Below are 21,952 nucleotides of genomic sequence, written 5' to 3' on the forward strand. Positions count from 1 at the left end.
CGACTTGCGCAGAAGGCGGGCCCCGGATCGGGACCCGCCTTCAATTTCATCAGCTTCTCGTCAGCGGCAGGTTACCCGGCCCCGGTCGACCTCGCGGCCCAGCAGAGCGCCGGCCCCGCCACCGATCAGGGTGGCGATTGTCCGCGAGTCACCGCGCCCCAGCCGGTTGCCGATTACGCCGCCGATCACGGCACCGATGACAAGGCCCGTGGTCCCGTCGCTGCGGCGGCAATAGAACCGGCCGTCGCTGCCCCGGTATATCCGGTCCCGGCGTGTCAACCGGTAGGGCCGGTAATAGCGCCCGTCCCGATAGTAATAGTCCGCGTAATATCCCCGGTAATAGGGATCCAACCGCGCCAAGCAGCGAGACCACGAAGGAGCCCAGGTTGAAGGCGCCATCGGTGATCGGACGACCGCCGAAGAACGGCGTGATCAGGAAGCCGGCAAGAATGGCGCCGACTATGCCAACCACAACATTCAGGAACACGCCCTGGCTTGCGTCCGTGCGCATGATCAGGCTGGCCAGCCAGCCGATGATGCCGGCGGCGATGAGGGTGATGATAAGGTTCATGCCTGTCTCCTGTTGTATGACTTGTTATTCAGAGCCGTTGTCCGGTGCCGGTGGGCGCCGGTTCAGATCTCCTTGTCCACCGCATCCGCCGCTGATTCGAGGTCCTGCCCTGCCCCGCGCACCGTGTTGCACGCGCTGACCGTGAGCGCTGCCGAACCTGCTGCAAACAGGATGAAGAGCTTCTTGATCATGATCTTGTCCTTCTTCGCCCGACCGGAACGTGCCCGGCCTGCGAGAAGGAAACTGATCAAACCGCGCCGGGTTCCGGCATGGCTGCCATCAGTCTGTCGGGGGTGATTGCGCCGCTTCAGGAACCGAGGAGGCAAGTTCGCGGTCGATTGCAGCGGCCTCGCTGTTTATGGCCTTCTCGACGGCGGCGTATTGCTCGTCGAAGCTGGGTGCGCGGCGACATCCGGCGATGAGCAGCAGGCAAACAGCAACAGCGACCCGCATCAGTAGTCCTTCCTGATCCGCACGTTGAAGTTGTTTACACCGGCCTGCCCTGCCTGGCTGAGAATCGAGAGCCACCGGGTGATGCTGATTTCCAGCTGCGTGGCGGTGAAGCCCTGGGCATCGGTGATCAGTTCAAGGTAGATGTCGTCGGTGATGTACTTGCCGGCAGCAAACGCGGTCTTGCCGCCCGGGCTCTCCTGCGCGGCAATGATGCGTAGCCGGTCGATCCCTGCCGCTGCGCGCAGCTTGCCCAGCGGGGTTAGCCCGCCGCTGCCGCCGCGCAGTGTGTTGAGCGAGGCGGCCAGCTGCACGGCCTGCAACGATGATACCCCGGCAATGGAGCGGCCGAACAGCACGCGAGAGAGGATTTCGTCCTGTGGCAGGCCCGGAACGCTCGCAAAAGTGATCTGCGGGTTTAGCGCGCGCCCGCTGATGGCGACCGTTACGGTTGCGTCATCGATCGTCTCGACGGCTGAAACCGCGATTGAGGGATTGCCGACGCGGTCCGGGGTAAAGGCGATGCGGCCGGAAGTCAGGTCGAACGAGCGCCCGGCAAAATCCAGCGATCCGCGCACAAGCCGCAATTCGCCATCGAGCAGCGGACTGGCGGTTGTACCACTGACCCGCAGGCTCGAACTCCATTCCGATTGCAGGCCCATGCCTTCGACCTGAAGGCGCTGGGGCGCGAGGAGCTGTAGGTCGAGCCGGACAGGAGGGAACAGCGAGGGTGCCGCCGGCTGGCCGGCCTCTCCTCCGCCGGCTCCGGCCAGACGGGCACCGCGCTGCTTGAAGCGCACGCCGGTCAGCTGCGGCACCTCGGCAGCACCTTGCCGGACAATGCGGTAGCGTGCCTCGGGCAGGACGAGTTCGCCGGAGAGGACGGCTGCGGCAGCGGCAACCTTGGTCAGGCGCACCTTGCCGGTCGCACTGCCGGAAACGGCGTCACTGCGTGCCAGGCGGGCATTGTCGAGCGTGATCGCCAGGTCCATCGGATAGCCAAGTGACTGGGAAAGGCTGACATAGCCGCGCGCCTCGACCGTGCCGTTGCCCGCCTTGGCCGTAAGCGAGGCAAATTCGATCCGGTCGCCGCCGAACCGGCCGTTCACCGCCATGTCGGTCAGGCGGGTTCCGTATTGCGTGTTCTCATAGACGAGGCTGTTTGCGCGAATGATGCCGTTGAGGCAGGGATTTTCCAGCTTGCACGAGAAATCCGCTGCCATGCCGATCGGCCCTGCAAAACTGTGGCCGGCTGGTGCCGCAAACGAAAACAGCGTTTCGGCTGGGCCATTGTAGCGAATGCCGCCGCCCAGCGGAGCCGCCCGCAGCCTCGTCAGCCAGCTGCCTGCATCCGGCCCTAAAGGCCGCAGCGAAGCGGCAAGTCGCCCGATTACCGCACCGCGCTGCCGGATTACCACCTTGGCCTCGCCACCGTCGGGAAGCAGCCGCCCGACCACCTGCAGGTCGACCGGGCGACTGGCCCCGGTGGGTGACAGCCGGGTGAAGCCGGTGATGGACAGGCGGGCATCGGCGCTGGGAAACGCGCTTGCACTGGCCTGCGCGAAATCGAGCACGCCCGTGGCCTTCCCGGTCAGGCCGGAATCCGGATAGAACACGTCGAATATCGCGAGATCGAGCGAATCCAACCGGCTCTCAAGCTTGATCCCGTCGCCAAAACGGCCTGCCAGTCGCATGCTGCCCTTCCCCGCGTTTACCCGCACGGGTTGCAGTTCGTAGCCATCCCTCAGGGGAACAATCCGCGCGGGGCCGACGGTGGCAAAATCGATCCCGCCAACCCTGCCGGTGAGCATCGCGCGCCACAGGCCCGGCTGGAGCTGCGCATTCGCCGCGATCCGGAAGGGTGAAACACTCCGGCCTTCGACCAGTGCGCGAGCCGTGCCCTGCCCCCCGCGATAGTCGACCGCAACCCGCGCAGCATCGATGCGGTATCCCCGGAAGCTCGTGTCGGCGAGCTGGAAGTCCCCCGTCACCTGTGGCTGCTCATAAAGCACGATGCGACCGTCGGCCGTTGCCATGCCGACCGCCAGCTGGGCGGGGCCGGGCAGGACGGTGTCATTGGCGCGCAGGTTGAACTGCACCGCCTGTACCGATCCCTGGGCGGCTAGTACGGCCTTGCCGGTAACCCCGTTGCCCAGCGCGCTGAGCTCGCCCGTGAACGGGCCCTGCCCGCTGCGGACCAGCGATCCGGCAAAGACAATGCCCGAAAGGTCTGCCCGGTCTATCCTGATCCGCGTCGTCTTGCCGCCGAACAGCGTCGCATCGGCGCTGAGCGGGCCATAATCGGTTTCGCCCGTGGCGAGCAGCCGATAGCCGCCCTGCACTCCTGCAATGTCTGCTTTCAGGTTCGCCAGGCCTATACCCAGCCCGGGCCGCTCCGCGCTGACCTGAGCGCGTGGCTGCGTGAAAGTCCCGGAAAGGCGGAAGCCAAGCGCCCCGTAATGGCGAGATCGCGCGGCAGCGTCGAAGTTGATGGCGCCGCCCGGGACAAATCCGCCCCGCACATCGCTGATGCTGAGCAATGGCGCGTTGAGGCGCAGTCCGCTCAGGCGGATGACGCCGTCCGGTCCGTAGCTGATCCTGCTTGCCGCGGTGAAGTTCCCGCCCAGCAGGTCGCGCAGGCTTTCGTTGACCAGTTGCAGCGACCGCGCCCGGATCGTTCCCGACAGCGAGAACCCGCGCGGGTTGCTCTCAAGGTCGAGCGCGGTCGTCAGGTTGAACGTTCCGACGCTCGCGAGGCGATAGTTACCGAGTTGCCCGTTCAAGGCCCCGGCATAGAAGCCCTTTGAAAGATCGGCGAGCAGCACGGCCTTGGCGTCGATGCGCTCCGATTTCAGGCGCATGTTGTCGGAAAGGACGCGGGTGCCGTCCACGGCAAGATCGCCCGCCAGCCGGACATCGCGCAGGGTGCCGCCTGCCACGGCGTCCAGCCCGGTTATGCGGGCAACGCGGGCGGAAACGGGCACCAGGATGCGATCGCTGTTCACCACGGCCGCACCGCTGGCGTGCAACTGCTCAAGCGCCATATCTCCGATGGCCAGCCGGGCCGCGTCGATCGTATAGTCGGCTCGCGGCCGCGCAAACGGCCCGTCCAGAACAGCCCGGCCCAGCACCGGCGATCCCGCAAGGTTCGTGCCGAGAACCGCCGGATCGTCCAGCTGCAGATCGAGGGCCAGCCGGTCGAAAGTATTGTCGGAGAGATCGGCCACGCCTTTCACGGCCAGCTCCACGCCATCGCTGGCGGCGGTTCCGTCCAGCGCCACCCGCCGATCTTGCGGACGGGCAGTAAGGTCGATCCGGACCATCGGCTGCAAGGCCCTGGTCAATTGCCCTGAGACGAGCCGATCCGCACGCGCCGTGCCGGTGAGCGAGAACGTTCCCTCTCGCAGGCCCAGGGCAAGGCGCGCGAGTTCGCTCCCGGCCAGGTCGGCATCCAGCCTGCCGTTCCACTTGCTCCAGCTGCCGCTGCCTCCGATGCGCAGGACCAACGCTTCGCGAATGCCGGCGAGAGTGGCGATCACCCCCTCAGCCGGTGCATCGACAGTGCCGTTGAGGGCAAAACGGTCAGCATCGGGATTGGCATCGAGGGAGAGCCGCATGCGGTCGTGCAACCTGCCATCAGGCGCAGCAAGACTGCCCGACAGATCGACCAGCGCCCGGCCATCGGCGATATGAGCGCGGCCTTCGATGAAGCCGCCGCGCCGCTCGCCGGCAACGGGGGCCTCGGCTATGAACCGGTCGATCCTCAGCTTGCCGATATCGATGTCGATGTCTGGCAGGATCGGGCCTTTGCTGGTGGTCGGATGCAGGGCCGGTCGGCGCTCCAGCACCACCGTCTGCGCAGTCACAGAACGGACATCGATGCGGTTGCGCAGCCAGGCGGTGGGCTTCCAGTCCACCTCGATCCGCGGCGATTGCAGGAACTGACCCTTGCCGTCGCGCACGGACACGGCATGCAGGGTCATCCGGCCATAGATCGAGCCGTCGATGCGCCCGATATGGATGCTCATGCCGTTCTCGAAGGCGATCTGGGCAATCCGCTCCGCCACGAACCTGCGGCCCGGCCCGGTGTCCAACCAGACCAGCGCCAGACCGAGCAAAAGCAGCAGTGCACCGAACACGCCGGCGGACCAGCGGGCTGTGCGGCGCCAGTTGACCCGCCGACGAACCGGCTTGTCGGTCTCAACCGGGGCGATCGGTTCCTCCGCCATCAGAACGCCTGTCCGATGGAGGCATAGACCGTGATCTTGGCCTCGCCCGGTCGCCGGGCAATCGGGGTGGCTATGTCGAGCCGTACGGGGCCGAAATTGGTATAGTAGCGCCCGCCGATGCCCACACCGGCGCGCAGGTCCGAAAAGCGGGGAAGCGAGGAATCCCACGACTGGCCCACATCGACGAAGCCGACCACGCCGAAATCGCCGAACCGCACGCGCGCCTCGATCGCGCCCTCCGCTACGCTTCGCCCGCCGTTCGGCTTGCCATCGGGATCGAGTTGCCCGAGCTCCTGGTAACCGAACCCGCGAACCGATCCGCCCCCGCCGGCATAGAGCCTGCGGCTGGGTGCGATTTCATCCAGTTCCGATCCCAGGATCGTTCCCACGCGCGCGCGCCCGGCGATGACCACCCGCTTCGACACCGGGAAATAGCCCGAGGCATCGAGCCTGGCGCGGACATAGGGACTGAAGCCCCCGGCCAGCGATCCTTCGGGCTGGACAAGTGCGACCAGCCTGAAACCCTTTTGCGGATCGAGCAGGCTGTCAGTGAAATCCAGGCCATATTGCCCGCTCAGCCCGGCGATGAAATAGGTGCGCCTGTCACGCCGGCCGAGATCGAAGTCATAGTCCTCTTCGGCCGTACCAAGCAGTTCCGCGCCAAGTGCCCAGGTATGCTTCTTCTGCCAAAGCGGCGTTGAATCCCGGCTGATCCGCACACCGAGGCGACCGGTATAGGCATCATAGGCCTCGTAATTGCGGTGCGATGCTTCAAGCGCCAGTTCGAAGGTCCGGTCGCGCATTCCAGCGTTGGATCGCCTGAAGGTCACGCCCGCGCCCTGCTCGTCCGTACCGGCAACGCCGTGAACGATCAGCGCGCCTTCGGGAGGGAACAGGTTGCGATGGGTCCAGCTTGCCTCGGCGCGGAAGCCCTCGCCCGCGCCATAGCCAAGTGTCGCGGCGATCGTGCGCGGCGGGCCGGCTTCCTGGCTGACCATCATGGTGACCAGTTCCGTCCCATCAGCGCCCTTCACGCCGCTGCGCTTCGGCTCGACTGCAACCGATGCGAAAAGGCCGGTTGCCACCAATGCCTCGCGCAGGTCGTCCACCTGGCGGCTGTCGTAAAGCTCGCCGGGCTTGAACCGGGCAATTGTGGCGAGGTGCCCGGTGCCGACGGCCAGTTTGCCCTGCGTCGCAAAGTCACCGAAGCGGGAACGCGGCCCGGTCTCGACAGGCAGGGTATAAAGCCCGGCACCGGTCGCCCGGTCGAGCAGGATATCGCGCTCTCGCACCTCGGCGAAGGGATAGCCGTTCTGCGCCAGGGCAACCGCGGCTTCCGCCTCTGCCGCCAGCACCCGCGCCGCGACGATGGGCTCCCCCTTCTCGATGGCGACGCTGTTGCGGATCAGGCCGGGTGGTTCGGTGGGCGCGGCGGCGATGACGATGTCCGAATAGACATAGCGTTTGCCCGGCACCACATCGAGCACGGCGGTGATGCCGGAGGAGCTGTTTTTGTCCTCATCGCGCGGGATATCGATGCGCGATTTCACCTCGGCGTCGTACCAGCCTTCGGAGGAAAGCAACCGCTGGAGCAGATCCCTGTCCTCGCGAAGCCTTGCTGCGACAAGTGCCGTGCTGTTGGCGCGGGCCCCTTCGGATCGGAGTGCGGAAAGGTCGGAAAAACGATCAGCGAGGTTCGTCGCCGTCTGGCTATCGGCACTGTCGAGACCGTTGACCTGGACCTTGTAGGCGAAGGTCTCGGGCGGCTTGCTTGCCGGACTGTCGGGAATCTCGACCGGCTCCACCTGGAACTGCTCGAGCGGGGGCAGCGGGGCGGTGAGTTCCGGATCGGGCACAGGCGGGGTGGCCTGCGGGGCCGCAGGCGTTCCGGCAGGCGGTGGCGCAGCAGTTGCCGCCGCCTCGCTTGCCAGACGACGCTCGAACTCCTCGATGGACTCCAGCGGCGCTTCGAGTTCCGGGTCCTTGTCCGGAAAACGCGGAACGGCCTTGTCGAATTCGGCATCGGGAACGATCGGTTCCGGCGCCGGTGGTTGCGGGGCCGGGAATGGCTGCGCGATTGCCTGGGCAGAGACAAGCAGCAAAAACCCCGTGATCCCGGCAGACCGGAGGAGCCGGCCCGCGCGCGCGCACCTGCCGCCAATTCTGCGCCCTGGCATGTGCAGCGTCTGCATCGGATCAGGCATGGCTCCCCGAGGTGGCCGGCAAACCTGCCGGTCCTCCGTCTCGATAATCTCCGGTAATTGCCAAAGGTTCCGCTGCATGGTCAGAGCACGACATCGCGAACAATCTGCCCCGGCACATCGACCTCGAAGCGGAACAGCGATCCGGCAAGCGGCTGGCGGGATAATTTCGCCTCATCCAGACCTGTCCGGGCAGAAGTGACATAGGCAGTCCTGCGAGCTGGTCCGCCCAGCGCAACCTTGGTCGGGCGCGCGCAAGGCAGCTCTACCGTCCGCAAGTGACGGCCGGCGGGCGAATACAGCCGAACGCACCAGCCATCCCAGAGTGCGACCCAGATATTGCCCTGTTCATCCGCGACCAGCCCGTCCGGGAAGCCATCGTCGATTGCCAGGAAAGGCTGCGGATCAGCCAGGCTCACTCCATCCATGGCGCAGCGATACACGACGCCTTGCTGCGAGTCAGCATAATAGAGGGTGCGACCATCGGGTGAAATTGCCGGGCCGTTGGTGACCACGGCGCTCACGCTGCTGCGGGTCAATTGTCCTCCGGCAAGGCACCAGATCGTACCGGATGGCTGCTCCTCGCCATCATCCATGGTGCCGAACCAGAGCCTGCCCGCGGCGTCGACCGTTGCGTCGTTGGTGCGGTTGCCGGATGGTTGGGGAATATTCGCAAGGGGCTGTACGTACCCTGACGCATCGACCAGCAGGAGTTCGTGCCGGGAGCCGACGATCCTGCCTCCTCCGGCAAAAGGCAGAACAAAGCTGGGTTTGCCGCCAATGCTCGCGGTAGTCAGCTTCCCGGTGGCGGGCTTGAACAGGTGGAGCTGGCCCTTGGCGATATCGACAAAGTGCAGTTCCGCCTCCGTCGCAAACCAGGCCGGCCCTTCGCCGAGTTCGCATCGCATGGAGCAGGCAGCTTCGACCTCAGTCACGGTCGGTTCCGCTCAGTTCCACCAAGGGAGCCAACGCCTTCGCCAGTCACCCCGTTGATGGACGGCGGGACGCCTCCAGCCGGCATGGGGGCGGTGCAGATCATGTTCCGCCTCGTTCCGCTCCACCAGAGCCGCATCGCGTTCGGCGAGCGCCTCTTCCCGATCGGCCCGCGCAGCCTCATAGCCATGCCGTGCCTGAGCAGCGGCGAAGGCACAGAGCAGGCCGCCGATTATCGCCAGGTTCTTGAAGAAATGCGCAGACTGCGCCGGGTCGGTAATGTCGTTGTGGAAGAACAGCGTGGCCAAAGCTGTGAAGACGATCATCACCAAGGGCGCCAGGCGGGCGAACAGTCCGGTGGCGATCAGCAACCCGCCGAGCAGTTCGACGAGCCCGGCGGGCCCGGCAAAGTTGGCGGGCAGGCCTGCGGTGAGCATGAGCGCCTCGGTCGCATCGGTATCGAGAAGCTTGGTACTGCCCGAAACGATGAAGACGAGGCCGAGAAGGACACGGCCGATTGCGGCGATAAGGCTTGCCATTTCGACCGGCTCCGGAAGCTGTGGCGGCCTGGGGCAGTGGGAGGGAAAGGGTGCAGCAGGCCGCCACAGCCATACGGGTAAACCCTTTGCGGGTATCGAGGTTCCGCAGGCTTGAATTTTTTCCGTTTTCAGCCCGGTTGCGACATGTCTGCCCGGCGCGACGCCATGACGGCAAGCTGGCCAAGTGCCGCCGCGACCACCGCCGCACCGCCGACGATCGCCATCGGATGCCGCACGACCAGTTCGCGCGTCCGCTCCACAAGCCTGTGCGCTTCCTGATCGCGAAGCACACCGGCGAACTGTTCGATCTTGCCGGACAGCGGCTCAATGGTGGAGCGAAGGCCCTGCCCCATGTGCTGATCGTCCCTGGTGGTGGCATCCGCGAGCACGGCGGCGAAGCTTTCGAGGTCTTCGGCGATCACGCCAAGCTGGCGGTCAATGAAGCCCTCGACGCGCGAAGAGCCCGTGCGGCGATCGGCAGAACCGCCGCCGCTGGTGCTGCCGGCGCCCGATGCGCTCAGGCCTTCTCCGGCGATCGGCTCCACGGAAAAGTCTGCCGACGGACTGCTCTGGCTTCCCGCCGCATTGCTCGTCTTGCTGGAATTGGAATTCTTCGATGCCATGGCGCTTCTCCGTTTGGACTGCTGTTGCAACTGCCGCGCCGTGCAACTGTTCCCGGGCACCAATGCCGCTCGTCGCGCAAATGTCAGGGTGCAACGACCTGCAACGCTCCAGCCATGCTTTCGAAGCGCAGGGGATAGCGAAGGCGGCGGATTTCGCCGTCCAGCGCGGCCTCGACATGGCTGGCGTGCGAACCGACCGTCAGCTGGCTGCATTCTTCCACCAGCACGAAATCGCGGGCCAGGTCTGCCCGGCCGAACAGGGTGCGCAGGCCGAACCACAGGAGCGCGATGCGGCTGCGGCGGGCCACGGCATATACCGCCAGCTGACCGTCCGACAGGGCGCTGCGCGAACCCAGCGCAGCGCGCTCCAGCGAGTAGCGGTTGTTGCCGACGAACAGCAGCGGGGTCACCACCGGATCGCCTGGCCGTTCGGTGGCGATGCGCAGGCGGTGAAAGCGCAGGCGGGCAAGCACCTGTCCGCTCGCCGGAATGGTCGCCAGCCATTTCGGCAGGCCGGTCCTGTGCTGCCAGGAATCCCGCTGCCGGACCATCAGGGCATAGCTGCCGATCGACACGTTGTTGACGAAGACCGCATCGTTGACACGGCCCAGATCGACAGGCCGGGCCCTGCCCCGAACCGCCAGGCGGATGGCCTCGTCCAGCGATGTCGGCAGGCCGAGATCCCGGGCGAAATGGTTGCGCGTGCCGAGTGGCAGGATCGCCAGTTCGCACTGCCTGCCACCAATTGCCTGCGCTGCCGCCGCAATCGTGCCGTCACCGCCACCGATAACAAGCCGCCGGGTTGTCGTGGCATGGTAGGCCGCGGCCGCGCAGACCTGCCGCCCGTCGAGCAGGTGAATTTCCGCACGACAGCCATTTGCGGCAAAACCATCGACCAGTTGCCGGGTGAACTGCGAGGCGTCGCTCCCGAAGGCTCCGGCCTCGCAATTGAGCAGGACGATGCGGCGTTCCATCACCGGTGGGCACCGGCATTGACGGGACGCGCGTAGGCCGGTCGTCGTTTCGTCGCATCGGTGGAACTACACAGCGCGGGCGCCGTTTGATTGGCATAAGGCAACAGGGATTTGGGGCCATGGCCACTACCGGAACCGCATTCTTCAATTCGAACGGCCAGATTTTCCGCACGGCCGAGGATGCAACGATCAGCGATCTGGCATCTCTGATCGGGCGCGGGGGCTGCGGCGAGAGCCTCGCCCCCGGTCTCGCGCGGCTGATCCTTGAAAAGCGTGCCGATCTTGAACGGATATTCGCCGAGCACGATGCAATCATGCGTGAGCATGGATCGCTGACTGTGGTGCCTTGCCGGGGGCCAAGGATGCGGCAGGGCGCAGCGCTCTGAAGGACGGCCGGCTTTCTGCACCTTCCGTTCAGAGCCGGGTCTCGACGTGGCCCTTGCCCGCCTCATCCCGCATGTCCATGCCCAGCATCAGCTTGACAGCGCCGACCAGCCCCAGCTCGTCAGTCGACCAGATCGACGCCTCTCCCAGCGCCATGCGCAGCATCAGCAGGTCGGGATCCTGCTTGCCGTGTTCGTACCAGGCCTCGACCGTGTTCGACCAATGCTTGTCGATCCGGGCAGGATCGGTTTCCTCGATCAGTTCGCCTTCGAAGCGCGCGAAGACATCGTGATCGCGACTGACAAAGATGGCAGTCGCAGGCCCCGCCTCGGCAAAGCGGCCTGAGCGCGTGGTGAAGAACCAGATATTGTGGTTTCCGTCGCGGTCCAGCTGCGCGGTCATCGGGGCAACGCCCGATGGATCGACCGACAATTGCAGCATGACAAAGGGCGATGCCTCTATCGCGTGCCAGAACTGCCGCCGGATTTCATGGACATCGGGTGCGTTGTTGCGGCCGGTGTATTGGCCGTGGCGGCCCGTGTCCCGCTCGGCCTTGCGCAGCTCTTCGCCTTCCGGGCCATCTAGCGCCTCGGCCGCCTGGCGGGCGGCGCGGTCAACGCGCTCCTCATCGGAAGCAAAAGCCTCCTGCTCGGCATCGAAGCGACGAGCGGCGTCGTAGTTGCCCTCGCCCTGAAGGTCGCGTCCGCTATTGACCGGCCCGGAATTCTCGCCTGGTTGATCGTGCATGGTGCTGCTCCCGTCCAGATTGGTCGGTCACGAAACCACGCGTCGCCCGCGCTTGTTCCGGCGGCTTGGGAACGCCGGCCAACCTGACCGGTTAACCGGCCTTGCGATCAGGAGGAGTTCCCATGTTTCAGCTGCCCGAACTGGAGTACGACGAAGGCGCACTGGAGCCGCACATTTCGCGGCGGACCATGGAATTCCATCACGGCAAGCACCATCGTGCCTATGTCGAGGGGCTCAATGCGGCCATCGCAGGAACGCGTTTCGAAACGATGTCGCTTGAGGCGATCATCATTGCCTGTGCCTCGAGTGACAGCCCTGAAGAGCGAAAGATCTTCAACAACGCCGGCCAGCACTGGAACCACAGCTTCTTCTGGAAATGCATGAGGCCGGGCGCCGGTGGCCAGCCTGTCGGCCCGGTGGCGACCCTGCTGGGCGATGCCTTTGGCGGACTGCCGGAATTCCGTGAGCAGTTCATCCAGCACGGCAAAGCGCATTTCGGTTCTGGCTGGCTCTGGCTCGTCATGGCTGACGATGGCCTTGAAATCTGCACCACGCACGATGCCGACACGCCGTTTGTCGAGGGCAAGCTGCCGCTGCTGGTGTGCGACCTGTGGGAGCACGCCTATTACCTCGATTACCAGAACCAGCGCGCCGAATTCCTCGCCCGCTTCATCGATCAACTGGCCGACTGGCGCTTCGTCGCAGATGCGCTTGAACGGGCGGGCCTGCTTGTCCCCGACGAAGCCGAGGCGGTGGTCATGCCTGCCGATGCTACGGGGAACAACTGATCCGGCCTGCGGTTAGTGCCCTGTAGCCTCCGGGATCCTCCGCGCCACAGGCGATATGCAGCTGTCCCGCAAGGCGGCAAATACGGAGCACGAACCATGAAAAGAACGACATTCGCGTTTTGCGCGGCGACGGCGCTTGCCGGTTGCACCACCGGTTATGGCTATGGCTATGACGATAGCTGGGGCTACTATGATCGCGGCTATTACGATCGCTATGGCTCCTATGACTATAACCGCCCTGACCCGGCCTATGGCGGCTATTACGCCGATTCCTATTACCGCGCAGACCGCCGCTATCGCGAACGCTACCTGTCGAGCGGCGACCGCATCTATCGCGGGCGTGACGGGCGCTATTACTGCCGCCGTTCGGACGGAACGACCGGCCTGATCGTCGGCGGTCTTGCTGGCGGGATACTCGGCAACATTATCGCCCCGGGCGATTCCAAGACGCTGGGAACGGTGCTTGGCGCGCTTGGCGGCGCTGCGGCGGGCGCGGCAATCGACCGGAACCAGCGGGTCCGCTGTCGCTAGACGAGATGCAAGGCGAAGCGCGCGATCGCACTGTCCAGGCTGGGCATGGGCGATCCGCGCTCGCTCAACAGCGTGCAATTGGCAGGGCGCGGGGCTTTCCAGCCCAGTTCTTCGCCGGTCACTGCATGTACCATCGCTTCATCAAACCCGCATTCGCGGGCGATGCGCCGGGCAAAGTCGAACCACGAAATCCCCTCGCCATTGCTCAGGTGCCAGAGGCCCGTCTCCCCATCGATCAGCAGGTCCAGCACGGCATCGCAAAGGTCGGGCACATAGGTGGGTGATACCACGGCATCCCTAGCCGCCTGCACCTCCGTCGCCTCGCGCAGGCTCTCCACGACATGGACCGCGAAGTTGTGCGGATCGAACGGCGAGAAGAACGCCGCCGTCCGGATCACAAGGTGGTCGCCCGAAAGCCGGGCAATGGCCTGCTCCATGCGATGCTTGCTCTTGCCATAGGTGTTGAGCGGGGCAGGCTGGTCGCCCTCGCGCCAGCCCTGCCCCTCGCAGTTGGGAAACACCAGGTCGCTCGAGAAGCTGACGGTCGGAATGCCGCGCGCCGCGCACAGCCGGGCCAATCGCTCTGCTCCCTCCGCGTTGGCGGCATGGCAGGCCGGGCCTTCGGATTCGGCATCGTCCACCCGCACCCAGCCAGCGGCATTCAGCACGGCACAGGGTCGATAGCGGTCAAGTGCCTGCCCGATCATGGCTGCATCGTTAAGGTCCATCACTTCGCGCCCGACGAGGCGATGGGCAAGGTTGCGGTGCCGGCAGGCCGCCGCCAGCGCCTGACCGAGAGTGCCGGTGGCTCCGACGATCAGGAGCTCGCCCGCAGCTTGCAGATCGTTCCCACCCGAGAGCCAGCGATGCAGCGGTGCGGGTCGCATCACCTGCGGGTGGTGAAACCGAATGTCGCGTCGCCACCAGCCGTCGCTTTGAATAGCAGGATGGATAGCGGGGCCATCGTCGATGCGGGCCAGCAATTTGCCAAGCGCAGTCATGCGCGGCGTGTTGCCCCGGGTGTCGAAGGCGCCGGCTTCGTAGTTTCCGTCGGCAGTCAGAAGCTGGTTCCAGTCGCGGCTGCCGAACAGCGCCCATGCCGTCACCGCCCGGATATCCATGCCTTCCTGCCGAAGGCGCCGGGCGCAGGACCACGCCTCCAGCGTCCAGCGCAATTGCTCGTCACGCGTGCAGCCATTGTGCACCTCGGTCACCGCCAGCGGCAGGCCATAGCGCCGCCATGCTTCGCGCAGCGCGCCCTCCAGCCCCGAGGGCGCGGGTGACAGGACACGGATGGCGCAGACGTCGGCATAGTCCTGCCGCCCGTTGCTGCCGCAAAGATGGCCGGGATAGCGTTCCGTGCGGTGATCGAGGAAGCGGTCGCTGGTCAGGTAGTGATTGATGCCAATGATGTCGGGCGCGCACGGGTCACTGGCCAGTTGTTCCAGTTGCGAGCCGAGCCCGAACCCGCACAGATAATCCCACAAGGCATGCCCCGGGAGCACGCGTCCTGCCAACAGGTCAAGGCTCATCCAGCGCCGGGCATTATCGAAGCCGGCCTGGTCGGCAAGCCGGCCGGTGGCATAGGTCCGGCCAAGATCCTCGGTCTGGATCAGTCGCGCATCGGGTATAACCTCACGGATTGCGGCCATGGCCATGCGAACCCCGTCGATCTGGTTAAGCAAGGCCAGCCAGAATTGGGGTTCGTCGCGCAGGTGCGGATACCAGTGGCCATAGAGCGCGGAAAAGCGCGCGGTCGTGAGCGGTTCGTTGACCGGGGTCCAGTCGCGGATACCGGGATAGCGCTCGGCGACTTGTCGGGCATAGCGGGCAAGTCCGCTGGCGAAGGCCGGATCGAGCAGCGATGTATGTTCAGGTCCGCTGCCATGATGGACCAGCCCGACGATCGGCGCGATGCCAAGGTTGGTCAGGGCGTCAATCCGCGCGTCGCTCCAGGTCCAGTCGCAACTTTCGGGACCGTCCGGTGCGACGCGCTCCCAAAGCACCGGCAGGCGGTAGGCAGAGATGCCAAGCTCGCCAAGCAGGGCAAAGTCCTCGGCGCGGTCATGGTGGCCGGTCCGGTGCAACTGATCGCGATATCCCTCGTGGGTGCGGTTGACGGTGCACTCTGCACCGCCCCACAGCTGCAGTCCGTCTCGCACGGCTGGCATGGTTTTCCTTCGTGACAATTGTCGGCCCAGTGGAACATCCCGCGCGTGCCGGGTGTTCCCCAAGACCTTCAACCACAGGGTTCTTCCATGACTGAAACTGCGCGCAACCAGGCGCATGGCCGATCCTGCGAGGACGAAATCGTCGTTTCCCCCGAAGACTGGCCAGCACGGCAAGACCCGTACCACGTGGTTATCGATGGCGCCGGGTTTGCCGGTGCCATTCTCGCCAGCCGTTTCGCGCAGAAGTTCGACCGCCGGGTGCTGGTGGTCGACCCCCGCGGCAACCTGCGCGAGATTGCGGGGACGACAATCGAGCATTACGCACGCCTGCTCGAACATCCGAACATCGACCTGCTACTCGGCGCCCTGCCCGGCGAGGTCCGAAGCGCCTATCCGGGCGCGCGCTTCATCTCGTCGGCATCGCTCGACCGGATCTTCGCCCGTTGCCACGAGTGGCGCGGCAGTCTTGATCAATGCGGCAGTCGCGACTTGCCGGCAAACCCTGCAGCCGAAGAACGTGCCTTCGATCCGGTCGATTGAAACCTTCGCGGTTCCGCCGCGCTGGGTATTCGTCCGCGTTGAAGCCGATGACGGCACCGTCGGCTGGGGGGAAGCCAGCCTCGAAGGGCATGCCGAGGCGGTTATCGGCGCGTTCGAGGCCTTCCGCGATCGCTTCATCGGCCATGATGCGGACCGCATCGAGGACATCTGGCAGACCGGCTTCCGGCTGGGCTTCTATCGCGGCGGACCGGTGCTGATGTCTGCGCTCTCGGGGCTTGACCAGGCCCTGTGGGACTTGCTGGGCAAGCGGCTCGGCCTGCCGGTGTGGCAACTGCTTGGCGGCTGCGTCAGACAGAAAGTTCCCGTCTATGCATGGATCGGCGGCGACAGGCCGCATGACGTCGCAACCGCAGCGCGCCAAAGACAGGATCAGGGGTTCGGGGCGGTCAAGATGAACGCGACGGCGGACATGGGCTGGCTCGATAGCCCGCGCTCGCTTGACGCATCGATCGAACGGCTGGTTGCGGTCCGTGAACTGGGAATGGACGTTGGACTCGATTTTCACGGGCGGGTCCACCGAAGCATGGCCCGGCAACTGATCCGCGCGGTCGAACCCCATCGTCCGCTTTTCGTCGAGGAGCCGGTGCTATCGGAGCATCTTGAAGCACTCGCCGAAGTAACCCGCGGGTCTGCCGTGCCCATTGCCCTTGGCGAGCGCCTGTACAGCCGGTGGGATTTCAAGCCCTTCCTTGCAGGCGGCCTGGTGGACATCATCCAGCCGGACCTCAGCCATGCGGGGGGCATCTCCGAATGCCGACGGATCGCGGCGGCAGCAGAATGCCATGACGTTGCTCTGGCGCCGCATTGCCCGTTGGGGCCGCTTGCCTTCGCCGCCTGCGTCCAGATCGCGGTCACCTCAATCAACTTTGCCATCCAGGAAATGCCGATCGGCATCCATTACAACTTCGCCGAGGCAGACCTGCCAACCTATGTCCGCAATGCCGAGGTGTTCCGGGTGGAACAGGGCATGATCGCGGCGCTGGATGGCCCCGGACTTGGCGTGGAGATCGACGAAGACCGGGTCCGCGAAGCAGCCTCTGCCGGGCAGATGCGCTGGCGCAATCCAGCTTGGCGCGGCCCGGACGGAGCGGTTCGCGAGTGGTAGCTGCCGACCCTTACCGGGCGAAAGGATTGGGTGGCATCTGGCTGCTGCGCTGGGTGTAATAGCGATGGATTGTCTCCCGCCGCCGGCGCGATAGAGGCAGGTTGTATTCGCTGGGCAGTACCACCGGCATCAGCAGGCAGACGCTCTGCGCCGGCAGCAGGTCTCGCCAGCCCGCGATAAGGCGGCGATAGGCGTGGCCCACCGGCCGCATGTTGCGATCCAGGTCGAACAGGCCGACCGGATTGGAAGCCCCGTGGACGAGCGAGCCTTCCCAGCGGCCGGATTCGTTCCACGCCACCTGGTCGATCAACGGATACCAGGTGAAGCCGACAAGCGGGATGCCGCTGTTGCGGACGCGCAGCGCGTTCGCCCATTCCTTCCACAGCCAGAATGTCGGATCCTGGCCATCCACTTCGGGAGCGCTCGTTTCCGTGTGCATGACCGGCAGGCGATAGCGCTGGTAATACTGCCCGGCGATGTCGCCATAGCCCAGCGTTTCGCCCGCTTCCCGGCGGCTGCCATCCTCTGCGACACGACGTTCGTTGGCGGGATAGTAATCGGTGCCCATGACGCAATGGCGGGCAAGGCGTGTTTCCATGAAGAAGGCGTATTCCTCGCGGCTCATGCCATTGTCACGGAGGAACTCGTACATCGCCGAATCGACGCGGAGGCCGAACACGAGATCAAGCGCGACGAATCGCATCGCGTTAAGCGTCTCTGCGAAGGCTATGGCTTCGGGACTGTCCGCGTGAAAATAAGCGGCTCGTTCATTATGGATGAAGATTGCATCCGGTCTAACGTGCAGGATTTCCCGCATCGCCAGCACGCTGGCAGCCGCGAGATGCTTCAATGCCGTAACGAAACTGGTGTCGTCGCTAAGGCCCTCGTTGAACAGGCCGAGCTTCGCCGAGGTCAGTGCAGAGGTGTAGATCGCACTGACCGGCGTATAGAATTGCACCCACGGATAACGCTCCGCAAAGGCCTTGGCATAACGCGCAAACAGGTGTGGCAAGTCCGGGTTCTGGAAGTCACCAATCCAGTCGGGCACGCCGAAACGACACAGGTCGGCAATGGGAATAATGTCCTTCGAACGCAGGGTGTCGAGCACCGCATCCGCATGTTCCCAATCGAAATGATCGGGCCCAAGATAGCTTCGGTGCAGCGCCGGGCCGAAGCGCAAGTAGCGCGTGCCGACCTGCTGCACCCGGTCGATGTCTTCCTGCCAGCGCTGGTAGTGCCCGCACTTCTCCATCTGGTCATGGCGGACGCCGTCGATCATCGGCTCGGATGAATCGATCCCCGTCGCGAACATGAAAAACGGATTGAACGGAATCGCGGGCTGAGCAGTTCCTGCCTGTCCGAACCGGGGTCTGCCGGGATCACCATTGTTCATGAATACGGAAACAATTCAGTCTGCAATTCATCCAAATCAGAATCATCCGAATCGGAACAGGCCGCCACTCTGCTTTGTTCGGCATGCGGTATGGCCGCCGCCGAGGTGGGGAATAGCTCTAGAAACGCCGCCGGGGGTGGGAATGAAAAACTGGTCTAACGAATTCATCGGAGTGGATTGGGGGACAACAAATCTGCGCGCTTACAGGATAGGTTGCGACGGAGGCATCCAGGAGTCTTTCGAGGACGTCTTGGGTGTTTCTGCCGTGTCCGACGGCAATTTCGCAGGCATCGTCCGCGAATTGCGCGAGACCTTGGGAAATCTTCCGATGCTACTTTCGGGCATGATCGGCTCGTCGATCGGCTGGCGGACCACACCCTATGTCGCCGCGCCGGCAAGTCTGGAGGACATCGCCGCGAAGATCACGTGGGTCGAGCCACGCTGGACCGGATTGCTCCCCGGTATCTCTGTTCTCACCAACAGCAGGGCTGACGTGATGCGCGGCGAAGAGGTGCAATTGCTCGGCTACCAGTCCGAACACGGGCTCACGCAATATACCATTTGCCACCCCGGCACCCACACCAAGTGGGCCAAGGTTCGCGGCGGCAAAGTGGAGGATTTCCGGTCGGTCATGACTGGCGAGCAATTTTCGCTCCTGAAAGAGCACAGCCTGCTCAAGGCGATGATGCATGGTCGGGTCGAGCCAGACCGAAGCTTCCTCGAAGCGGTCGAAACCGGCTGGTCGGGCGTGGAGTTGACCGCCGAACTGTTCACGGTCCGCGCCAACGTCCTCCTCTCGCGCCTGCCCGAGTGCCGGGCAGCATCGACGGTCAGCGGCCTGCTGATCGGGATGGACCTGCGCACGGGTCTGCGCCTTGCCGGGCATGACTTGATCGTGGTTCTGGGCGATCCGGCGCTGGTCCGCCTCTACACGGCCGCAATCGAGCACATCGGCAAGGATTGCGAACCGGCAGAAGGCGCAACGGCCTTCGTGGCAGGCATGACCCGGATCAAGGAAATGATCCAGTGACCGCGCTCTCCCGCCTGATGGACAGGCTGGGAGAGTGCCCGATCATCGCCATCCTTCGCGGCTTGACCCCGCAGGAAGCCCTGCCGATCGGCAATGCGCTGGTGGAGACCGGCATCAGGGTCATCGAGGTTCCGCTGAACGCTCCTCGGGCGCTCGACAGTATCGAAATCCTGGCAAAGGAGTTCGGAGCGGCCGCGGTGATCGGCGCAGGGACGGTTCTGGAACCGGCGGATGTCGCGCGCATTGCTGCGGCAGGCGGGGAACTGGTGGTATCGCCCTGCGTCGATGAGCAGGTCATTGCGGCCACCGGCAAGGCCGGGATGGTCTCCTGCCCCGGATATTTCACGCCGACGGAAGGCCTTCGCGCCATTGCCGCCGGCGCGCACCTGCTGAAGCTGTTCCCGGCGCAAGCTGCAGGACCGGCCATGCTGAAGGCGCAACTGGAAATCTTCCCGCCCGGCTTCCCCGTCCTGGCGGTAGGTGGGGTCACGCCTGCTGACATGCCCGCCTATCTTGCTGCGGGCGCACGCGGGTTCGGACTGGGATCGAGCCTGTACCGTCCCGGCGCAACCCCGGCCGAGGTTTCGGCCTCTGCCCGCGCCTTTGTTACGGGCCTGGAAAGGGATCGCTGAAGGTAAGCCCGATCAGAGCCGCGCCATCCTGCCGCCATCGACCACGAGGGCGGCGCCACTGATGAAAGCGGCTTCTTCGGATGCCAGGAAGGCAACCGCCCGGGCAATATCCTGAGGCTGGCCAAGATCGGCCTCCTCAATCACCTCTTCGCCGGAGCGCACATTGGGATTGCTGCGCAACATCGCAGTCTCCACCGCCCCCGGAAGCACCGCATTGGCGCGGATATTGCGTGCTTTTCCCTCGATCGCGCTGCTGCGGGTCAGCGAGAGCAAGGCAGCCTTGGCGGCAGCATAAGGCGCGGCATTCGCGCTTGTGCGAAGGGCATGGACCGAGGCGACGTTGACAATCACCCCGCCCCCTTCCCCCATGTGCCGGAAGGCTTCTCGCGTGAACATCGCGGCACCGATCAGGTCGATGCGCAACAGGTCCAGCCAGTCAGCGGCGCTCCACGCTTCGATTGGCTTGAAGATCATGATCCCGGCATTGTTCACCACCATGTCGATCCGCCCGAAGGCAGATAGCGCAGTTGCAACGCAGCGCTCCACCTCGGCCTCCACCCCGACATCGCAAGAGGTGCCGACAGCACGCGCACCGCCAGAGGCAAGGCGCTGTGCCTGCTGCCCGGCCTCTGCGCCGTCGATATCCGCCAGCAGCACACAGGCTCCCTTCCCAGCCAGTTCCTCGGCAATCGCAAGACCGATCCCGCGCGCCGCGCCGGTCACGATTGCTGCCTTGCCGATGAACCGCTCGTCCATCAGCCGTGCTCGTGCAGGCTGGCGGTCGTCTGGGGCCGATTCAGGAACTCGCGCGCCTCTGCTTCCAGTTCGCGGGCGTGGCGCGTGCCGAATTCCTCGATGGAAAGGACCGGAACCTTCAGGCAGACGCTCTGGGTTGGCAGGACATTGCACCATGCCGCAATCAGGCGCTTGTATTCCTCGCCCACCTTGCGGATCTTGCGATCCAGATCGAACAGCCCCAACGGATTGACCCGGCCGTTGCGTTCGCGAAGCGCCGTATCCCAGTCGACCTGGTCGGTCAGCGAATACCAGGTAAAGCCGACGATCGGCACGCCATCGTTGCGAACCCGCAGCACGTTTGCCCATTGCTTCCACAACCAGTCCGAAGGTTCCGTCCCCAGCGGCCCTTCGTTCAAATTGGTTTCCGTGTGCATCACCGGCAGGCCATAGCGGTGGTAATACTGCCGGGTGATTTCGTCATAGCCGAAGACCTCGCCCGAAGCGCTGGTCGTGCCATCGCCATGGACGCGGTGCTCGTTGGTGCGGTAATAGTCGTTGCCCATGATGCAGTGCTGCTTCAGGCGGTTGTCGATGAAGAAGTGGTATTCCTCGCGGGTCATCCCGTTGTCGAAGAGGTACTCGTACATCTCGGAATCGACGCGCCGGCCATAGTTCAGGTCGAGCGAAAGGAAGCGCTTGGAATTGAGCAGTTCGGCCGTCTTGATCGCCGACGGGTTCTCGGCGTGGAAGTATTCCGATGACTCGCTCTGGATGAAGATCGCATCGGCCCGTCGCATCAGGATCGCACGCATGGCCAGCACGTTGGCCCTGACAATGTGCTTGAGCGCGGTGACGAAGCTGGTGTCGTCGGAAAGCTGTTCGTTCCACCAGCCGTATTGCGCCGAGAACATGGCGCAGATGAACATCTCGTTCACCGGCGTGTAGAGCTGAACCCAGGGAAAGCGGGCGGCAAAGGCCTCGCTATAAACTGCGAAAAGCTCCGGGAAATCGCCGTTCTGGAAATTGCCCAGCCAGTCGGGCAAGCCGAAATGGCAAAGGTCGACAATAGGAATGATGCCAAGACGGCGCAGCTCAGCAAAGGTGATGTCGGCGAATTCCCAGTCGTACTTTCCCGGCCCGAGCCAGGTACGGTGGATCGGCGGGCCATAGCGCAGGAAGCCGATGCCCATTGACTTGGTGAGCTCGAAATCCTCGCGCCACCGCTCGTAATGGCCGCATACTTCCATTTCGTCCACGCGGGTGCGCCCGCCATCGATGGTGGGGACGCTGTTCTCGATCCCGGTGCTGAACATGAAGGCCTGGATCGCGGCTCTCCTTCGCATGTCTGCAGG

At 64.6% G+C, this 21,952-nt stretch carries 21 protein-coding genes and 1 pseudogene; 7 read left to right on the plus strand and 15 right to left on the minus strand.

Annotated features, from left to right (window positions below; all coding sequences use genetic code 11):
- Positions 1-60 precede the first annotated feature (60 nt).
- The 10 genes and pseudogenes from C0V78_RS02845 to C0V78_RS02885 all read right to left on the minus strand — a co-directional run bounded on the left by C0V78_RS02845 (position 61) and on the right by C0V78_RS02885 (position 10,520).
- Positions 61-399, minus strand: coding sequence for a glycine zipper 2TM domain-containing protein (locus C0V78_RS02845; RefSeq protein ID WP_101796347.1), 339 nt, complete (start codon positions 397-399; stop codon positions 61-63).
- Positions 350-571 (minus strand): annotated as a pseudogene (locus tag C0V78_RS02850) (GlsB/YeaQ/YmgE family stress response membrane protein); the annotation flags it as partial. The pseudogene C0V78_RS02850 and the gene C0V78_RS02845, both read right to left, overlap by 50 nt.
- A gap of 62 nt (positions 572-633) precedes the next feature.
- The gene (locus C0V78_RS15040; protein WP_101798158.1) at positions 634-762 is read right to left on the minus strand and encodes an entericidin A/B family lipoprotein; all 129 of its coding nucleotides are present in this window, start codon (positions 760-762) and stop codon (positions 634-636) included.
- Positions 763-850: 88 nt separating this feature from the next.
- Positions 851-1,024, minus strand: coding sequence for a hypothetical protein (locus C0V78_RS14835; RefSeq protein ID WP_158241453.1), 174 nt, complete (start codon positions 1,022-1,024; stop codon positions 851-853).
- Positions 1,024-5,250, minus strand: a complete 4,227-nt coding sequence (locus C0V78_RS02860) for a translocation/assembly module TamB domain-containing protein (RefSeq protein WP_101796348.1) — start codon at positions 5,248-5,250, stop codon at positions 1,024-1,026. The genes C0V78_RS14835 and C0V78_RS02860 overlap by 1 nt, the downstream gene beginning before the upstream one ends.
- Positions 5,250-7,352 carry an autotransporter assembly complex family protein gene (locus tag C0V78_RS02865; protein WP_254049794.1) on the minus strand — a complete coding sequence of 701 codons (2,103 nt, stop codon included), beginning with the start codon at positions 7,350-7,352 and terminating at the stop codon, positions 5,250-5,252. The genes C0V78_RS02860 and C0V78_RS02865 overlap by 1 nt, the downstream gene beginning before the upstream one ends.
- Positions 7,353-7,534: 182 nt before the next feature.
- Positions 7,535-8,386, minus strand: coding sequence for an SMP-30/gluconolactonase/LRE family protein (locus C0V78_RS02870; RefSeq protein ID WP_101796349.1), 852 nt, complete (start codon positions 8,384-8,386; stop codon positions 7,535-7,537).
- 12 nt (positions 8,387-8,398) lie between these two features.
- Positions 8,399-8,923 (minus strand): DoxX family protein, encoded by a 525-nt coding sequence (locus tag C0V78_RS02875; RefSeq protein WP_101796350.1) that lies wholly within the window; start codon positions 8,921-8,923, stop codon positions 8,399-8,401.
- 128 nt (positions 8,924-9,051) lie between these two features.
- Positions 9,052-9,546: a hypothetical protein gene (locus C0V78_RS02880; protein ID WP_101796351.1), complete on the minus strand. Its 495-nt coding sequence runs from the start codon at positions 9,544-9,546 to the stop codon at positions 9,052-9,054.
- An 83-nt stretch (positions 9,547-9,629) separates the two neighbouring features.
- Entirely contained in the window at positions 9,630-10,520 is an 891-nt protein-coding gene (locus tag C0V78_RS02885) for a diacylglycerol kinase family protein (protein WP_101796352.1), read from the minus strand.
- A gap of 119 nt (positions 10,521-10,639) precedes the next feature.
- Here C0V78_RS02885 and C0V78_RS02890 point away from each other — a divergent pair, with 119 nt between their 5' ends.
- The gene (locus C0V78_RS02890; RefSeq protein WP_101796353.1) at positions 10,640-10,906 is read left to right on the plus strand and encodes a hypothetical protein; all 267 of its coding nucleotides are present in this window, start codon (positions 10,640-10,642) and stop codon (positions 10,904-10,906) included.
- A 28-nt stretch (positions 10,907-10,934) separates the two neighbouring features.
- Here the strand turns inward: C0V78_RS02890 and C0V78_RS02895 are convergent, their stop codons facing one another.
- On the minus strand, positions 10,935-11,651 hold the full coding sequence (locus tag C0V78_RS02895; RefSeq protein ID WP_101796354.1) for a pyridoxamine 5'-phosphate oxidase family protein: 717 nt from the start codon (positions 11,649-11,651) through the stop codon (positions 10,935-10,937).
- A gap of 122 nt (positions 11,652-11,773) precedes the next feature.
- On the opposite strand from C0V78_RS02895, the gene C0V78_RS02900 reads away from it, so the two are divergent.
- The gene (locus tag C0V78_RS02900; RefSeq protein WP_101796355.1) at positions 11,774-12,439 is read left to right on the plus strand and encodes a superoxide dismutase; all 666 of its coding nucleotides are present in this window, start codon (positions 11,774-11,776) and stop codon (positions 12,437-12,439) included.
- A gap of 96 nt (positions 12,440-12,535) precedes the next feature.
- Positions 12,536-12,970 (plus strand): membrane lipoprotein lipid attachment site-containing protein, encoded by a 435-nt coding sequence (locus C0V78_RS02905; RefSeq protein ID WP_101796356.1) that lies wholly within the window; start codon positions 12,536-12,538, stop codon positions 12,968-12,970.
- On the opposite strand, the gene C0V78_RS02910 is transcribed toward C0V78_RS02905, so the two are convergent.
- A complete protein-coding gene (locus C0V78_RS02910; RefSeq protein WP_101796357.1) occupies positions 12,967-15,141 on the minus strand; it encodes a family 1 glycosylhydrolase in 2,175 nt (724 codons plus the stop codon). The genes C0V78_RS02905 and C0V78_RS02910 overlap by 4 nt on opposite strands.
- Positions 15,142-15,228: 87 nt before the next feature.
- Between C0V78_RS02910 and C0V78_RS15100 the strand changes: the two genes are divergently transcribed.
- Complete coding sequence (locus C0V78_RS15100) at positions 15,229-15,681, plus strand: hypothetical protein (protein ID WP_254049795.1); 453 nt, start codon at positions 15,229-15,231, stop codon at positions 15,679-15,681.
- A complete protein-coding gene (gene dgoD, locus C0V78_RS02915) occupies positions 15,659-16,807 on the plus strand; it encodes a galactonate dehydratase (RefSeq protein ID WP_254049796.1) in 1,149 nt (382 codons plus the stop codon). Before C0V78_RS15100 ends, dgoD begins: the two co-directional genes overlap by 23 nt.
- A 10-nt stretch (positions 16,808-16,817) precedes the next feature.
- On the opposite strand, the gene C0V78_RS02920 is transcribed toward dgoD, so the two are convergent.
- Positions 16,818-18,086: a family 1 glycosylhydrolase gene (locus C0V78_RS02920; RefSeq protein ID WP_254049797.1), complete on the minus strand. Its 1,269-nt coding sequence runs from the start codon at positions 18,084-18,086 to the stop codon at positions 16,818-16,820.
- 112 nt (positions 18,087-18,198) lie between these two features.
- Here C0V78_RS02920 and C0V78_RS02925 point away from each other — a divergent pair, with 112 nt between their 5' ends.
- Together C0V78_RS02925 and C0V78_RS02930 are read left to right on the plus strand one after the other, a co-directional pair.
- Entirely contained in the window at positions 18,199-19,230 is a 1,032-nt protein-coding gene (locus C0V78_RS02925; RefSeq protein ID WP_101796359.1) for a 2-dehydro-3-deoxygalactonokinase, read from the plus strand.
- Positions 19,227-19,862, plus strand: a complete 636-nt coding sequence (locus tag C0V78_RS02930; protein WP_371514413.1) for a 2-dehydro-3-deoxy-6-phosphogalactonate aldolase — start codon at positions 19,227-19,229, stop codon at positions 19,860-19,862. Before C0V78_RS02925 ends, C0V78_RS02930 begins: the two co-directional genes overlap by 4 nt.
- A 12-nt stretch (positions 19,863-19,874) precedes the next feature.
- On the opposite strand, the gene C0V78_RS02935 is transcribed toward C0V78_RS02930, so the two are convergent.
- Positions 19,875-20,618 (minus strand): SDR family NAD(P)-dependent oxidoreductase, encoded by a 744-nt coding sequence (locus C0V78_RS02935; RefSeq protein ID WP_101796361.1) that lies wholly within the window; start codon positions 20,616-20,618, stop codon positions 19,875-19,877.
- Positions 20,618-21,943, minus strand: a complete 1,326-nt coding sequence (locus tag C0V78_RS02940; RefSeq protein WP_216822153.1) for a family 1 glycosylhydrolase — start codon at positions 21,941-21,943, stop codon at positions 20,618-20,620. Before C0V78_RS02940 ends, C0V78_RS02935 begins: the two co-directional genes overlap by 1 nt.
- Positions 21,944-21,952 lie beyond the last annotated feature (9 nt).

The organism is Novosphingobium sp. TH158 (assembly GCF_002855555.1).
GTDB lineage: Bacteria > Pseudomonadota > Alphaproteobacteria > Sphingomonadales > Sphingomonadaceae > Novosphingobium.